Origin of the sequence: Mycobacterium terramassiliense, from assembly GCF_900157385.1 — a bacterium.
Classification (GTDB): Bacteria; Actinomycetota; Actinomycetes; order Mycobacteriales; family Mycobacteriaceae; genus Mycobacterium; species Mycobacterium terramassiliense.
On sequence record NZ_LT717701.1, the window covers coordinates 1,620,351 to 1,636,006 of the forward strand.

Below are 15,656 nucleotides of genomic sequence, written 5' to 3' on the forward strand. Positions count from 1 at the left end.
GAACTAAAACCTTTCCCGGGGCCGGCCGGCGCGGGTGAGTTCACGCGCGCCGAACGGCGGGCGCGCGGCCCGCACCTCGGCGAGGATGTTGAGCAAGCGGTCTGCGGCCGCGTCGCCGCAGCAGCGCCGCGCGTAGTGGCCCGCCGCCTCGGCGCCGTTGCGCGCCGCGACGGCCGGATCCGCCAGCCTGTCGAACGCCGCGGCCAGCCCCGCGACGTCGTCGACACCGACCACCGGGCCGCCCGGCGGCTGGTACTCGGGCAGACCCCCGATGTCCGAAACGATCGGCATCACGCCCAGCTGCATCGACAGCACCTGCACGCCGCTCTGCGAGGCGCGCCGGTAGTGTGCCACCGAACCCTTTGCGGCGGAGATCGTTTCGATGACGTCGGAGTAACGGTACGATCCCGACAGCCATCGCGCATGTGGCGGCAGCGCGGCATTTCTCAGGCTGATCGGCCCGTCGCCGATGAGCAGCAGGTTGTCCCCGCGCCAGGCCTGGCCACTGACATGCCGCTGCCAGGCGCGCAGTACCACGTCGATGTTCTTGTACGGGTTGAGCCGTCCCACCATCACGAAGTCGCGGCGCCCCTCCGCGCGGACCGGCGGTGGGACGAGCGCCACGTCGAGGTCGCTGGTGAGGGGAAGCACGTGCACCGGGGTGCCGGCCACGTCCCGGCGGCTGATGATCGCGTCCGCGACGTAGTCGCTGTAGGTGACGGTCGCCGCCGAGCGGGCACCCCATCGATCGAAGACCGCGCGCTCGTAGCCCGGCCGCTGTTCATCGGCGTCATGGGGTTTGTCGTCGTGCACCAGCTGCACCCGGGGCGCCCCCGCGGCCAGAGCCATCCAGCGCGGATCGCGGACCAACTCGGCGATGACCACGTCCGCTCCGTAATCCCGGACGCGACGCCAGGCGGCGACGCTGGCCGGCCACGTCGCGAGGGTGCGAACCCGCGGATCGAGCACCAGCTCGTAGTCGCGGGCGCCGTCGGACTCCGGGTGCTGGTCGGACGTCACCAGCAGCACGTCGGCTCCCCGCCGCCGCAGGGCCTCGGCCTGCACGCGCGCCAACGGCCGCATCCATGGCGAAAGCCAAAGCACCCGAAGCGAAGTCATAGCGCTAGCCGCTTCACGACTGCGCCCGGCTCGATCGACCAGCGCCCGTCGAGCTGGGGATATGCCCGCCGGACCTCGTCGTAGAGATCGGGCAGCGTCAGCATGACGCAGTCGGGATCGGCCGCGACGAGCTGCTCTGGGGAGATGATCGCGACGTCCGTTCCCGGAATCCGGCGTCCCTGCTTCGCCGGCGACGCGTCGGCCACGGCCTGCAGCAGCCGCCGGTCGACGCCCGCGAGGCTGAACAACGCCGGTACGCGGGAGCTGGCGCCGTATCCATAGACCTTGCGGCCGTCGACAGCCTGGGCCAGGAGCCAATCGCGCAGCTGGGCAGCGTGGACCTCGGCCGCGCACTGCAGCCGTCCGACGACTGCCGGGTCCCTGATCCCGAAATCAGATTCACGCTCCAGTATTTCCCGGACACTTTCATCTGGCTCGACGCGACCATGGACTGCGGCGGCCAATAAGGTACCGCCGTAGAGATCGAACTCCCACGCCGTCGCCACGCTCATCCCGACGGAATTCAGCAGGCCGAGGAGCGCGGTCAGTGAATAGTAGCCGAAGTGTCCGTGGCGCAACGCATTCCACTGCCCCTGACTTACCATTGCCAATAGCCAGGGGAACTGCACCAACAACACGCCTTCGGGTGCAGTCGTCTTCGCGCGAAACTGGAATCCGGCCCGCTGGTCTGGGTCATGCATGACGCCGAAAGAGTCGAGAACTACGTCGGCAGTTTCAGACTCCACGAAACCGCGCTCGGCGAGGAGCGGCAACCACGTCCCCCCGTGTGGACTGCCGAATTCGCGCATGGTGCTGCCGCGCAGCCAACCCGCCTCGGCTACGCGTTGGACGGCGTCAATGGCCTGGTCCCGCAAGGCGAGTGGTTCAATGCCACGGGGTTCTTCGGTAATGGTGTCGTCGCTGGCGAGTTGGGCGAGACCGCAGCCCGCACAGAGATCCATCGCGAGCGGATGCGCCGACTCCGCTGGGCTCACCGGCTCCGATACTAATGGAAAGTTGTCAGCGGCCGGCACATTTCCCAGGTCCAATACTCGGCATAACCTTGTGCAACCGCAGGCCCGGCAGGCGCTCACACCACACCGCCGCAGGATGGGCTCAAACTCGGCGCCACGTGAAGGGTCGGAAGCGGAAACACCAACTGGCAACCCCAGTCGGCGATATAGCCGAGTTGCTCGGTCAGCTCGGCCTCCAGGTTCCAGGGAAGCGCGAGAACGACGTCGGGACGGTCCCTTGCGATCCGTTCCGGCTCGTGGATCGGGATCCTCACGCCTGGCGTGAAGTGGCCATGCTTGTATGGGTTGCGATCGACGGTATATTCCAGCAGATCGCTGCGAATCCCGCAGTAGTTCAGCAGGGTATTTCCCTTGCCCGGTGCGCCATAGCCGACCACGCGTTTGCCGTCGGCGCGGCACTGCAGCAGAAAGCGCAAAAGGTCCTGCCGCGTGGCCTCCGTCTTAGCCTGAAGCTGAAGGTAACCGTCGACGCTGTGCAGGCCCGCCGCCTCCTCGACGCTCAACACCTTTGCGACTCGTTGGCTCGGCGGTCCGGCAATCTCCGCCGAGCGTGCCCAGATTCGCAATGACCCGCCATGAGTGGGCAACAGTTCAACGTCAACGACCGCCAGCCCCGCCGTTGCGAGCGCGCATATCGCCGAGAATAGCGTGTAGTACTGGAAGTGTTCATGATAAATGGTGTCGAACTGCGCCAACTGCACCAGGTTTAGCGCGTGATGCACTTCGATGCTTAGCCACCCATCGTCTGCCATCAATCTACGAAGGGATCGCGTGAAGCCTCTCAGATCGGGGATGTGCGCGTAGACGTTGTTCGCGACAACGAGGTCGGCCGGCCCGTGCTCGTTGCGGACCTTGGCCGCGATCTCCTCGTCCAAAAACGACGATACGGTAGGCACGTTACGCGCTCGGGCGGCCGCGCTGACGTTTTCCGACGGCTCGATGCCCAGACAAGGCACGCCGGCCGCAACGACGTGCTGTAGCAGGTAGCCATCGTTGCTGGCGACTTCGACCACGCGCGAATGCGGTCCGAGTTGGAGTCGCTGGATTGCCTCGTCGACGAAGTCCTTGGCGTGACGCACCCAGCTGTCCGAATATGAAGAGAAATAAGCGTATTCGGTGAAGGTGTCCTCCGGGGTGATCAGCGCAGGGATCTGCAGCAGCAGGCATTCCTCGCACAGCCGGAGGTGCAGGGGATAGTTCGTCTCGGGCAAATCGAGGTCGTCGAAAGAGAGGATCTTTTCGCACGGCGGGGTCGCGCCGAGATCCAAGACGCTGATCAACCGGTCCGAGTCACATAAGCGGCAATTCATTGGGCTCTCAATCCATGGCTTCTGGGGCTTCGTTGACGAACTAGTGGTGCAGCCGTTCCCAGGGCGTCAGTCATGCGCTCCGGTCGACGCCGGGAACTAGCGTTGCCCGGAGGCATCCTATGCTCGCGGGTTTGGCAAAACCAATGTCGCAGCGGCTGGCGCGTCAGCGATCGGGTAGTTGTGGAGGTTGACTGTCCGATGTCATGACGAGGTAGGTCATTGCGAGGCAGACAACGGCCGTTTTCTCGGGCATTGAAGGACTCTTCGCGCGCTATTGCTCCGCACGGCATGATGCCGCTGCCCGGGATAACCGTCTTAAGGGCGCGATCCGCCTTGCGGCGGAATGGATGTCGGGACGATCGGGCAATCATGAGATCACCGCGTTGATCGCTTCGACGTAGGCGTTGGCCATTGCTTCCACCGTGTAGTGTGCGCGCAGCCGCTCGTAGCCGCGCCAACCGATCGACTGCAGCGCGTCAGGGTCGGCCAAAATGTCGGCCAATCGGGCACGCCACGCCGGCATTGAAACAGGGTCGACGACGAAGCCCGCGCTGCCGAAGTCGAGCATTTCCGGCACCGCGCAAACCGCCGACGCCGCAACGGGGATCCCCCGCGCCATCGCTTCCAGGATCACGAGCGGGAAAGCCTCGGACCGGCTGGGCACACAGAGCAAGTCCGCCTGGGCCAACGCAGGACCCGGGCCGGCAGACCATCCGTGCCACAGGACGCGGTCGCGCAACTCGACGGGCGTACGGGCCTCCAATCGCTCCCGGTCCGGGCCGTCGCCGAAAATGGAGAGCCGCCAGGGCAGATGCGCCAAGCCGGCGAGGGCTTCGATCAGCAGGTGGGGGTTTTTGTGCTCGACGATGCGCGACAACATCACCAGGTGAAGTGGTTCACCCGCCGCCCGGGTCCGGCGGCTCGGCTTTGCCATCATGGCGACGCCATTGGGGGCGACGAACATGCGTCCCTTGAGCCGGTGGTGCACGCCAAGCATGTCCCACTGCCGTCGGGCGAGAACAACAATGCCATCGGCACGACTCATTGCAGCGGTCAGAGGTCGCGAATAAATCGGACGATCGGCTTCCGGCGGGATGTGCGGGGCGACTAACCAGCGACGACCACGACCGGCCGCGCGCCACAACGTAGCAAAACCCGTTTCGGTGTTGGTGTCACCGCTGATCAGTACTGCTGGCCCCTCGGGCATATCGACCGCCGGGGCCCACCACGGCTGCCGCACCACACGCACGCTGTGCGGGATCTCCTTGATCATCGGGCCAAATCGTTGCATGCAGACGATCGTGACCGGATATCCGCGGCGATCCAATTCAGTTGCCAGCAAGGACTTCTGACGCTCGGCGCCACCGTAGACCAAGCGGTTTGTGGTGATCACGATCGATGGCTTGCCAGTGCCGCGGACAGCGATGGCGCGCTTACGAGTATCTCGCTTGGACCGCTGCAGCCGGTCCAACAAGCTTGTGCCGGCAAGATATACGTCCGCATGGTGAACGCCGTACTCGCGTTCGAGCAGCAAGGCGATGTTGGCGCGCAACAAATCGCGGTTGCGGTAGCGTTCGACCGTCGGCACTGCCGCACCGTGCGCCGAGTCGGGTTCGGAATCTGTCGGTGCCGCCGGATTGCCATGCTCGATTTCTAGTTCGTCGGCGAGCAGAATACGCCAGCCCGCCGACTTGGCGCGATCCTGCCAGTCGGTCTCTTCCCCATAAAGGAAGAACTCTTCGTCCATGCCGCCGATCTCGTTCCAGGCCGCACGGTTTATCGCCAGGCATGCGCCGCCCAAATATCCGTCAATACTTTTGGACTCGGCGGGCTGGCGAGAATAGAGGTGCGATATCGGGGTCCGACGAAGTGCGGCGGAGTAGCCAGCGGACGCCACCAGGGCCCGGCTCAAGGTCCGGCGGCGCGTCGCGATGTCCCAACGGGCCGGACCGGGTGCCCCTTTGTCGCGTACCAGCGGTGAGACTGCCGCCACTCCTGGTTGGCGAAGCAACTCTCTCGTGCGGTTCAACGGGCCCTGGAGCCGCGCGTCGGCGTTCAGGAGCAACAGGTCAGTGTCGCTCGGTGTGTGCTCCACCAACGCATTGAAGGCGGCGCCAAAGCCGAGATTAATCGGGCCCAGCACCCAGTGCACCCCGGGGTGCCGCGCGGCCAGCTCGTGGCGACCGGGATATCCGTCGCCGCTGTTCTCATAGACGTAGACCGGCAGTTCGGGCAGGTGCTCGGCGACGCTGGCCAGGCACTGCTCGACCAGGTCGTGGCTCTTGTAGGTCACGATCATCACCACCATCGGCCGACCGGACCTGGTAAGCGTGCCGACCGGGCGTTTCAGGTATGCCCGGTCCAATTCGCGTGTCATGCCACTACTTTCCTTTGGCGCAGTGCGGTCAACTGAGTGCGCAACGACGACCACGTGAACGGACCGATCGTCACGCTGGTGACCAGGTACACGGCGGCGGAGGCGGTCACGACCAACGCCACGTGGTGGCCCACGAGGAGCAGCGCCACCGCGACGCAGGCGCCCGTGGGCACCAGCAGCCGAAGCAAAAACGCCACGGGCGTGCGGTAATCGCACGTGCGGCGCAGCCACCAGCTGGCGATCACCATGCCGAACAATTCGGTGCCCACCAACGCCAATCCGGCGCCGACCGCGCCGAATGGCTTGTCCAGCGCGAGGTTCAGCGCGATGTTGAACGCCAGTGTGGCGATGGAGAGCCGGAACAAGAACTTCTGCTGGTGGCAGGCGAACAGGCCCTGGCCGAGGGTGCCGGTGACGAAACGCAGTGCGACGGCGACGAAGAGCATCGCGAGTGCGGGTGCGCCGCGCTCCACGAACTCACGTGCGCCGAACAACTCGATCAGGGGGCGCGCCAGCAACGCGCCGACGACGGCGACCGGGACGCCCACGAAATACATCAGCTCGACGCAGCGCCGCAGGAAGGCGCTGAACGCCTCGACGCTGCGCGAGAACAGCTCGGTGGCCGTCGACAGCGTCGCCTTGAGGAAGAACATCGAGACGACCAGGGTGTTGAACGCGACCGTGTAGGCCAGCCCGTAGACCCCGACCTCGGAGTGCGTGCTGACCTTCGACAGGATGACGCCGTCGGTGCGCCAGTATAGGACGCCGACCACGGCCACACCGATGGGAAAGATGCTCTCCCGCAACAGGTCCGCGACCTCACGCGGGGCGAAAATTGGTCGCAATGAGATGTGGCGCGCCGCCGCGCTGCCCTGGATGAGCAGCTGCAGCGCCGGCGGTATGAGCTGTGCGACCGCGAACCAGACGACGTCGGCGCGGACGGCGACCAGGTAGCTGACCATCGCCAGCGTGCCCAGCCGGCCCGCGACGTCGGAAATCGCCACTGCCGAGAAGCGGACGGTGGACAAGAACACCGGCTCGAACCGCGTCGTCATCGTCAGCATCAACAGCTGGCCCGAGAGCACCACCAACATGACCCGGACGTCGGCGTCGCGATAGAGCAGCAGACCCGTGCCGGCCGCCGCCGCAGCGAGCGGAAGGCAGTACACCAGCGATAGGCCGCTGTTGACGCGGACCAGCCGCTCCAGGTCTCCGGTGCCCGAGGTGACCCGGCGCACGATGACGGTGCCGATGCCGAGATCGGCCAGGCTGGCCCACATTCCGACGAAGGCGACCGCGATGGTGAGCTCGCCGTAGCGCCCCGGGCCGAGGTAGCGGGCCGTCATCGCGACCGACACCACTGAGGCCAGCATCCCCAGCGCCCGGCAGATCAGTTGGACGGAGAACGCGTGCGCGATCCGCGACCGCGGCACCGAGGCGACGGCCGGCGCCGCCACGGCCGGCTCAATTGTGCTCTCACGCACCATCAGTAGGCCCCGTCGCTCGACATGACGGCCTTGAGCGTGCGGGCGATGATCATCAGGTCACCGGCCATCGACCAGTTGTCGACGTACGACAGGTCGAGCCGAACCGAGTCCTCCCAGGAAAGGTCCGAACGACCGCTGACCTGCCACAGTCCGGTGACCCCCGGCTTGACCAGCAGCCTGCGCTTGACCTGCCCGTCGTAGTTCTCGACCTCGCGCCGCAACGGTGGCCGCGGTCCGACGACGCTCATGTCCTGCTTGAGCACGTTGATGAACTGCGGCAACTCGTCGATGCTGAACCGGCGAAGGATTCTGCCGACGGGGGTGACGCGCGGGTCCCGGCGGATCTTGAAGAGCATGCCGCCGGCGCCCTCGTTGAGCGGCAGCAGGCGTTCGACCTGGGTGTCGGCGCCGTCCACCATCGTCCGGAACTTCAACATCGTGAAGGGCTTGCCGTCCAGGCCGATGCGTTCGGCGCGGTAGAACACCGGCCCCCTGCTCGTCGCCTTGATCCAGATGGCCGCCGCGATGAGCACCGGCGCCGTGGCGACGAGCGCGGCCAGCGAGAAGCAGAAGTCGAAGGCGCGCTTCTGAAACCGCTGAGTCCCTTCGTATTGCGGCTTCTCGACGTGCAACAGCGGAAATCCCGCGATCGGCTTCAGGGTCAACCGCGGGCCGGCGACGTCGACCACCCCGGGCGACACCACCAGGTCGACGTCCATCGTCTCCAGCCGCCACATCAGGTCCCGGATCCCGTGGACGCCGAAATGCTCGGTGCGCGTCACGGCCACGGTGTCCGCGCCGCAACCCGAGATCGCCGCCACCGCGCGGGTCTCGTCGCCGAGGATCGCGATCTCGTGGCCCTGGACCGTCAACGTTTCGCCGCGGGGCGGGCCGTAACCCGGGATGCAAACCCCGACCACCACGTACCCGTCGTTCGGGTTGCGGATCAGCTCACCGGCGAAATGCGTAACGCCCGGCCGGTCGCCGATCGCCAAAACCATGGTCTGGCATTCGCCGTGCGCCCGTTTGCGCCAGACGTGCTTGCGCCACAGGCTGCGGCTCGCCAATAGCCCGATGGTGCCCGCGGGAAGGGCGACCGCCAGATAGCCACGCGCCAGCTCGATCTTGGCAAGCAGCGTGACCATGGCGATGAAACCGAACGTCCAGAAGGACGCGCTGGCGATGCGCCGGTACTCGTCGATTCCGGCGCCGATGATGCGCGTCGATCGGGTCTGGAACATCGACAGCGACGAAAGCCACAGCGCCGCAAAGAGAACCGAGAGCAACGTCATCACGGGGCCCGGGTATCCCGACGTGGTCGGCGTGTCCCCGAACCGGACGAACTGGGCGAGTGCAACCGCGGCGCACACGATCGCCGTGTCCGTGACGCGCAACCGGGCCGAGTACGCCTGCTGCCAGCGCGAAAAGCCCTTGGCGTGCGGCACGCGCACGGCCTGCGCCCGAAGCGGCGGTACACCGCTGTCGGCTCGAAGGGTTGTCGTCATGCTGGCGGCTTCCTGGCTTAGGCGGTCGCCGATTCGGCTGCGCCGGAGAGGGTCCGGGCAGCGTCGTGGATGGGGGTCCCGGCGTAGTACGCGCCGGGGTAGCAGATCAGCTGGGCCCGCGATGCGCGCAGCAGCGCGAGCGGTCCCTGCAGCAGGTAACGGCGGGCCAGCCGGCGCGGCTCGCAGGTGAGCCGGTAAAACCACTCGAGCCCGGCCCGCTGCATCCAGTCCGGGGCGCGGCGGGTCTTGCCGGCCAAGAAGTCGATGGCGCCGCCGGACGGCAGGAAGACCCGTGCCCCGGTGGCGAATCCGTGCCGGTCGACCCATTGCTCCTGGCGCGGCTTGCCCAGGCTGACCACCAGGATGTCGGTGCGCGCCGTGCGGATGGCGGAAACGAAAGCGTCGGAACCCGATTCGATGTCCGCCGGGTCGGGCGCCCACATCCCCGAGATCGCGAGCCGGGGATACCGCGCCCGCAGGCGCTGCGCCAGCAGCAGGTGGGTCTCGGCGCTGCCACCGAAGAAGCCGACCCGCTGGCCCGTCGACTCGGCCAGCGTCAGGACCGCGGGTAGCAGGTCGGCGCCGGTGACGCGGGGCCACGGCTGCGCGGTCAGCAGTTGTCCTCGCCACGCGATCGGCATGCCGTCGGCCAGTAGCAACCACTCCAGCCGGCCCGCCGGCGCCGCACCCAGGGTGCGAAAGTGGTGCAGGTGGTCGAGGTTCACCGAGCCCACCGCCAGGCCGGGCGACCCGGAGTCCAGGCGGTCCGCGATGATCGACAGCACCTCGTCGGTGTCGCACCGTTCGACGATGCTCCCGCTGACGACCATGCGCACCGGGACCGAGGAGAGGGCCGAGGTCATGACGCCTCGCTCTCCACTGACTCCTCCAGCGAGGGCCAGCTCGCGTCCTTCTCCGACATGACGGTAACCGGCAGCGGCCACTTGATGCCGAATTCGGCTTCGTCCCAACGGAATCCCTCTTCGCTGTCCGGTACGTACGGACCGCTGATCTGGTAGAGGATCTCGGTGTCGTCGGTCAGCGTCTGGAACCCGTGCGCCACGTACGGTGGCAGGAACAGCGCCCGGTGGTTGTCCGCGCTGAGCTCTACCATCACGTGTTCGCCGTAGGTTTGCGACTCGGGGCGGACGTCGACGGCGACGTCGGCGATGGCGCCGCGCACGCAGCGCACCAGTTTGGCCTCCGCGTGCGGCGGCGCCTGCCGGTGCAGGCCGCGCACCGTGCCCCGGGTGTAGTTGAAGCAGATGCTAGTTTGCGCGACTTCGGAGATCAGGCCGTGCTTACCAAACTCGATGGCGCAGAACGAACGGGTGAAGAAGCCGCGATGATCACGGCTGGGTTCGACGTCGATGATCGTCACGCCTGCGACATTCGTGGGTGTGTACTTCACGCGGTTCCCTTCTAGGTCGGTGGCGGTTACTCAGTCCAGCGATTGGGCGCCGAAGGGATTCAAGATCGCCTTCTCGCTCACGAAGGCTTCGGCGTAGCGAACGCGGGCCTGCGCGCCGCGGACCCGCATCAGGCCGAGAAACGCGGCGTCGTCGAACCAGTCGCGACCCGCCTGAGACGGGTACGACTCCGCGAGCAGTTGGGTCTTCTGGCGGGCCACCTCGTCCGGAACGCCCACGTAGAGAGTCGGATTCGGCAAGTCGGACTCCCATTTGAGAATCTCGTAGCCCAGCACCAGATGCGCACGAAACTCGGTCGGTATGAGCTCGGCGACCAAGCGATGGTCCTGGTGGTAATCGTGGCGGTGCGGGCCGATCACCAGGTCGGGCTCGCATTGGCTGCGGAACTGGGCGAGGTGTCGCTTGACCGATCCCCAGTGGTCGGGCAGGCGGCCATCGGGCAGGTCGGCCACCGTCAACCGAACCTCCGACCGCGGGAACAGCGCCGCGAACGCGTTCTTTTCTTCGATCTCGCGTTCGCTGCCGCCACCGGTCAACACCAAGGCGTGCACGACGACATCGGGGTTGTGGCGGGCGATTTGCAACAACGTGGCGCCCGCGCCGATGAGGATGTCGTCGCAGTGCGCCCCGATGGCCGCAACCGATTTGATTGCGCCGGTGTGCAGGCCGATCATGCCGAACGTCTCGCCGGAGATTGCTCCCAGACCATCCACGGGCGGGTGCCCGCGTTGTAGTCGGCGTCGAGTTCCGCGCGCTCCTTGAACGTGTCGGCCGGCTTCCAGAAGCCGTCGTGCTGATACCCCAGGAGCCGGCCGGTCCCGGCGAGCGCCATGCAGGCGTCGCCGACGAGGTCGCCGTTCTCGGGGATGAGGTCGAAGACCTCATCGGTCAGTACGAAGTAGCCGCCGTTCACCCAGATCGGGAACTTGGCGATCGGGGCGATCTCCTTGATGTCGCCGGCGGAGCTGACATCGACGCAGTGGAACGACGACTGTGGCGGCACGATCAGCATGGAGGCCGCCGCACCGCTGGTCTTCAACCGGTCGATCATGGTGTCGAGCGGCGCGTCGGTCAGCACATCGGCGTAGTTGGCGAGGAAGTACTCGTCGCCGCCGACATACTTGCGCACCCGGCGCAGCCGCTCGCCGATCGGCGACTCCAGCCCCGTGTCGACGAAGGTGATGGTCCAGTCGGACATGTCGGAATCGAGCAATTCGATCTCACCGGCGCGCATGACGAAGTCGTTGGACTCCATCTCGCGGTAGTTGAGGAAGAAGTCCTTGACCATCGACTGGCCGTAACCGAGGCACAGGATGAATTCCTTGTGCCCGTAGTGGGCGTAGTAGCGCATCACGTGCCACAGCAGCGGTCGGGGACCGACCATCTGCAGCGGCTTGGGGACAAGGTCGCCCTCGGCCGTGCGCATCCGCATCCCATAACCACCGCAGAAAAGTACGACTTTCATGACACCCAACCCTTCGGACGACGGACCGCGCGCGGGCAGCGCGCGAGGGGGTGAAAACCAAGGACCCACTCAGAGGGGCTAAACGATACTTTTGGTATATCGGCATTTGCGGGGGTCATATGATCGACGCCCCGTAGCCGCCGGACGGCGGTTGCGCCATCACGGTGGGGATCAGCCCGTACCGCGGACCGGGCGCTCCGCGGCCCCCGGCCCCCCTCGGCAGCCCGCCCAGCATGCTCGGCGGCATGTTCCCCGCTCCGCCGGGGGCGCCGGCGCTCGCCAGCTCCGCCCCGGCGCTGGTCAGGTGCGCGGTCGGGATGACGCTGGTCCAGCTGGCCGGCACCGACAGCGGGCCCAGGGTGGCCGCCTGGCCCATGGTGCCGACGAGGCCCGCGCCGGCGGCCTCGGCCGCGCCGGCGGCCTCGGCGGCGGCTGTCCCCGCGACATCGGCGGCCCCCGCGGCGGCCGTGGTCGCCATCCCCTGCAGGGTCTGGGCCATGCCGAGCACGCTGGAGAGCCCGTACAACGGGGTCGCGGCCACCATCAGATAGCCGGGGAGCAGGGCGGGCATGTTGCTTTCGAACTCGCTCATGAAGCTCGCCACCGAGAGCCCGCCCGTCCCGGAGCTGAGCCCACCCAGCAGGGTCCCCCAGGGCGTCGTGGTGGTCGCGGCACTCGCCGTGGCCGGCGACGCCAGGTTCGACAACATCGTGGACAGGGTGGACATCAGGCTGGCCAGGGTGAGTTGTTGGGTGGACGAGCCCGCGGCCGCTTCCGAGAGTGCGGTGGCCTGTCCTGCGGCGCCGGCAGGGTCGCTGACCTCGGGCGCCGATGCGAACGGCGTCAGGTCCGCGGCCTCCGCCGAATTCGCGGCGTATTGATACATCGCCGCGGCGTCCTGCGCCCACATCTCGCCGTACTGGGCCTCGTTGGCCGCGATGGCCGGCGAGTTCTGGCCGAAGAAGTTGGTCGCGGTCAACACCGCGAGTTGAACCCGGTTGGCGGTGACCGCCGCGGGGGGCACGGTCATCGCCCACGCGGCCTCATAGATCTCCACCGCCAGCCTGGCGTGACTAGCCGCCTCCTGGGCCCGCGCGGCGGCACCGGACGTCCACGCCGCATAAGGCCCGAAGGCGGACGCCATGGCCAGCGACGACGGACCCAGCCACCGCCCGACCGTCAGCCCCGAGATCACCGATCGGTAGGACGCCGCGGCGGAGTGCAGCTCGGCGGCGAGGTCATCCCAGGCCGCGGAGGCCGCGGCCAGCGAGCCCGGGCCGGGGCCGGCGTACATCCTCGCGGAGTTGATCTCCGGCGGAAGGGCACCAAAATCCATCGTGTTCTACCCCTGGCCGCACCGGTCGGCGGCCGCCGCCGGCCGAAGCGAAGTGACCAACGACACACGCGGCACGCGGTGCATACGGGCCGTCCGGCGCAGTGGTTGACGGGGTGAGCCGGGCACCCGGGGCCCGGCTGCAGGCCTCTGACCAGGCAAACAAACTGAAAACCACATAGATGACGATTCTACATACTTTTAGTTCGTAGTACAGCAAGAACGCTCACTACGAGTATTTCCAAGTTCGCGATGCAGACCCGTAGCGTTGAAGCCTCGACGTGACGACTGACTGCTAACCTCAGAGACGGCCGTATTGCCCCCGAGACCCGCCGGTGAGTGCTGGCTCTGAACCGAGGTGCGGGCCCTGCTCGAGGAAGGCTTCGTGAACGTGACACTGATCGATCCGGGCCATGACACAGGCCCCGGAATGATCACTCGCGTTGCTGCCCCAGGAACGCGATCAAGCCGCTCCGGACAGTCGGGTCCACGGTTCCGATGACGACCCACTCGACCGACGGACGCGCGGACGCGACCCGGCGACAGATTTTGCGGGCCGCCTCGCATCAGTTCGCTCGACGGGCCTATCACGATGTCGGCCTTGATGACATTCTCGCGGAAGCGGAACTGACCAAGGGCGCGATGTATTTTCACTTCCGGTCCAAGCACGCGTTGGCCGTCGCGATCATCGAACGTCAGACCGTCGCCGGCGCCACCGCGGTGGAAGATCTGCTGACGCGCGGACTTTCGGGCCTGGAAACCCTCATCGACTTCTCCTATCTGATCGCCGTCGGTGACATCAAGACCGACGGGGTCAGGGCGGGGCTGAACCTACTCGAGTCGGTCGGCCGGTCCGAGGGGCTGCAGAAGCGGCTGCTGGAGGAATGGGCCAAGGCACTGGCCGGAGTCGTCGAGCAGGCCATCGCCGAGGGCGACATCGACCAGCACTGTGATCCGCAGGACGTGGGGCGCCTGATGGTCTCCCTGCACGTGGGGCTGCGGCAGACCAGCAATCTGGAAGAGCCGGAGCGTTTCCTGCATGACCTCGAAAAGTGCTGGCTTCTGCTGCTGACCGGCATCTTGCAGCCGGAACGGATCGACTACTTCCGCCAGTTCCTCAAGCGACGCGCGGCGCTCGCGGTCACTACCAGCTCGACGGCCGCGGATTCGGACTAGTGCGCGACCTGCGCATCGCGCGATCGGGACCGGTGGGGGCGGCTGTTAGGCTTGAGCCTTCGGCCGGAAGATTCGTGAACACGTCGAGATCCGGAATTTAAGCCCATCGACCGAATTCCGGAGGTGCAGAAGCGATGGCGCGCCAGGTTCGATCGGAAGCCACCCGGCGAAAGATCCTCGATGCCGCAATAGACGTTTTCGGTGAGGTCGGGTACGCCGCAGCGGGGTGGAACACGATCATCGAGCGGACGGGCATGACCAAGGGTGCCCTCTACCACCACTTCGATTCGAAGGAGTCGTTGGCGTCGGCGATCATCGAAGAAGGTTCGGAGACAATACTTGTCGCGTTCCGCAATGTGTGCGGGTCATCGTCGCCGGCGCTGGAGAACATGATCCACGGCACGTTCACGATCGCGAATGTGCTCACCACCGACAAAACAGCCCGCGCCGCCGAGCAATTGACGGCCGCCCTGAGCGGGTTCAATGAAGCGGCCACGCGCTTCTGCGCGAACCTGGTCGAGCTGATGGCGGCTCAGGCCCGCAGGGCCGCCGCCGAAGGTGACCTGCGTCGGGAGCTGGACGCGGCGATGATCAGCGAGTCGCTCGTCGGCGCTATCTTCGGCACGCGTTTGCTGTGCAACGCGATCGCGGCCAAGGGCATCGCGGGTCACGAGGGGGCAGGCGGCGCCGCCGATCGCCTCGCCGGCCCCCCGAGTCAAATCTGGCATCTGATGCTGGCCGGCATCGTCACCGAGGCGTCGTTGCCCTACTTCCGCGAGTTTCTTTCGCGCGAGGCGCTCCGCCATGGCCCTTCGGCCGCACCGGCCGGCGCCGACGTCGCGGCGGTCCCCGAGGTCCGCTGAGCGGCGGCGACCGGCCGTCCGATGAGAAGGTCGACGCAAAAAGCCATACTGCAAGTATCTGATTGTGCCGGGATTATTCCTAATGGTTTATCGAGGCGGCTAGCGCTCTTCTTCCCATAATTGCTCGGTCAGATCCTGAAAGACCGCAAGTACGAACTGATCGTCCGCCCGCAGCAGGGCGGACTTGCTCATCAGCGCGCGCACCATCGAGCCGTCCTTGTGCGCCAATTTCACGACCATGTTGGCGAGGGCGTGGACCACCGACAGCAACGATTCCGACTCGGGCGCTTCGTGGAATATCTCCTGAAACCGCAGTTTCAGGACTTCCTCGGGCTCGAACCCCAGCATCTCGGCGAACGCGGTGTTGGTGAACAGGATGCCGCCGTCGTTCCCGATCGCGAGCACCGGGACCGGAATCCTCTCCAGGACGACCAGCGCAGGCAACTGCTGCAAAGTAGTCAGCGGCTCGCTCGATTGCGGGTTTCGTCGTCGCTCCACCGCCCGATTATGACCTATGACCGGAGGTCGTTCGGCGCTTTTATCCGGGGCGCCAAGAA

General features: G+C 66.5%; 14 protein-coding genes. 2 read left to right on the top strand and 12 right to left on the bottom strand.

The genetic code is table 11. The features are described from left to right. Positions 1–3: 3 nt before the first annotated feature. The 11 genes from MTAB308_RS22445 to MTAB308_RS22495 form a co-directional block, all read right to left on the bottom strand. Positions 4–1,119, bottom strand: coding sequence for a glycosyltransferase family 4 protein (locus MTAB308_RS22445; protein ID WP_077102285.1), 1,116 nt, complete (start codon positions 1,117–1,119; stop codon positions 4–6). After that, on the bottom strand, positions 1,116–2,213 hold the full coding sequence (locus tag MTAB308_RS22450) for a class I SAM-dependent methyltransferase (protein ID WP_077102287.1): 1,098 nt from the start codon (positions 2,211–2,213) through the stop codon (positions 1,116–1,118). The genes MTAB308_RS22445 and MTAB308_RS22450 overlap by 4 nt, the downstream gene beginning before the upstream one ends. Continuing rightward, on the bottom strand, positions 2,210–3,463 hold the full coding sequence (locus MTAB308_RS22455; RefSeq protein WP_077102289.1) for a class I SAM-dependent methyltransferase: 1,254 nt from the start codon (positions 3,461–3,463) through the stop codon (positions 2,210–2,212). The genes MTAB308_RS22450 and MTAB308_RS22455 overlap by 4 nt, the downstream gene beginning before the upstream one ends. A gap of 367 nt (positions 3,464–3,830) precedes the next feature. Then, a complete protein-coding gene (locus MTAB308_RS22460; RefSeq protein ID WP_077102291.1) occupies positions 3,831–5,840 on the bottom strand; it encodes a glycosyltransferase in 2,010 nt (669 codons plus the stop codon). Further along, the gene (locus MTAB308_RS22465) at positions 5,837–7,327 is read right to left on the bottom strand and encodes an oligosaccharide flippase family protein (RefSeq protein WP_077102293.1); all 1,491 of its coding nucleotides are present in this window, start codon (positions 7,325–7,327) and stop codon (positions 5,837–5,839) included. Before MTAB308_RS22465 ends, MTAB308_RS22460 begins: the two co-directional genes overlap by 4 nt. Beyond that, on the bottom strand, positions 7,327–8,832 hold the full coding sequence (locus MTAB308_RS22470) for a sugar transferase (RefSeq protein ID WP_083746630.1): 1,506 nt from the start codon (positions 8,830–8,832) through the stop codon (positions 7,327–7,329). The genes MTAB308_RS22465 and MTAB308_RS22470 overlap by 1 nt, the downstream gene beginning before the upstream one ends. Before the next feature lie 17 nt (positions 8,833–8,849). Further along, the gene (locus MTAB308_RS22475; RefSeq protein WP_083746631.1) at positions 8,850–9,695 is read right to left on the bottom strand and encodes a WecB/TagA/CpsF family glycosyltransferase; all 846 of its coding nucleotides are present in this window, start codon (positions 9,693–9,695) and stop codon (positions 8,850–8,852) included. After that, positions 9,692–10,243: a dTDP-4-dehydrorhamnose 3,5-epimerase gene (rfbC, locus tag MTAB308_RS22480; RefSeq protein ID WP_077102295.1), complete on the bottom strand. Its 552-nt coding sequence runs from the start codon at positions 10,241–10,243 to the stop codon at positions 9,692–9,694. Before rfbC ends, MTAB308_RS22475 begins: the two co-directional genes overlap by 4 nt. Positions 10,244–10,273: 30 nt before the next feature. Beyond that, positions 10,274–10,936, bottom strand: coding sequence for a PIG-L deacetylase family protein (locus MTAB308_RS22485; RefSeq protein ID WP_077102297.1), 663 nt, complete (start codon positions 10,934–10,936; stop codon positions 10,274–10,276). Then, the gene (locus MTAB308_RS22490; RefSeq protein WP_077102299.1) at positions 10,933–11,727 is read right to left on the bottom strand and encodes a glycosyltransferase family protein; all 795 of its coding nucleotides are present in this window, start codon (positions 11,725–11,727) and stop codon (positions 10,933–10,935) included. The genes MTAB308_RS22485 and MTAB308_RS22490 overlap by 4 nt, the downstream gene beginning before the upstream one ends. Positions 11,728–11,842: 115 nt before the next feature. Continuing rightward, positions 11,843–13,063, bottom strand: coding sequence for a PPE family protein (locus MTAB308_RS22495; protein WP_077102301.1), 1,221 nt, complete (start codon positions 13,061–13,063; stop codon positions 11,843–11,845). Between the two features lie 495 nt (positions 13,064–13,558). Here MTAB308_RS22495 and MTAB308_RS22500 point away from each other — a divergent pair, with 495 nt between their 5' ends. Further along, positions 13,559–14,236 (top strand): TetR/AcrR family transcriptional regulator, encoded by a 678-nt coding sequence (locus tag MTAB308_RS22500; protein ID WP_077102303.1) that lies wholly within the window; start codon positions 13,559–13,561, stop codon positions 14,234–14,236. A 134-nt stretch (positions 14,237–14,370) separates the two neighbouring features. After that, complete coding sequence (locus MTAB308_RS22505; protein WP_077102305.1) at positions 14,371–15,099, top strand: TetR/AcrR family transcriptional regulator; 729 nt, start codon at positions 14,371–14,373, stop codon at positions 15,097–15,099. Between the two features lie 99 nt (positions 15,100–15,198). On the opposite strand, the gene MTAB308_RS22510 is transcribed toward MTAB308_RS22505, so the two are convergent. After that, positions 15,199–15,561: a PAS domain S-box protein gene (locus MTAB308_RS22510; RefSeq protein WP_083746727.1), complete on the bottom strand. Its 363-nt coding sequence runs from the start codon at positions 15,559–15,561 to the stop codon at positions 15,199–15,201. Between the last annotated feature and the right edge of the window lie 95 nt (positions 15,562–15,656).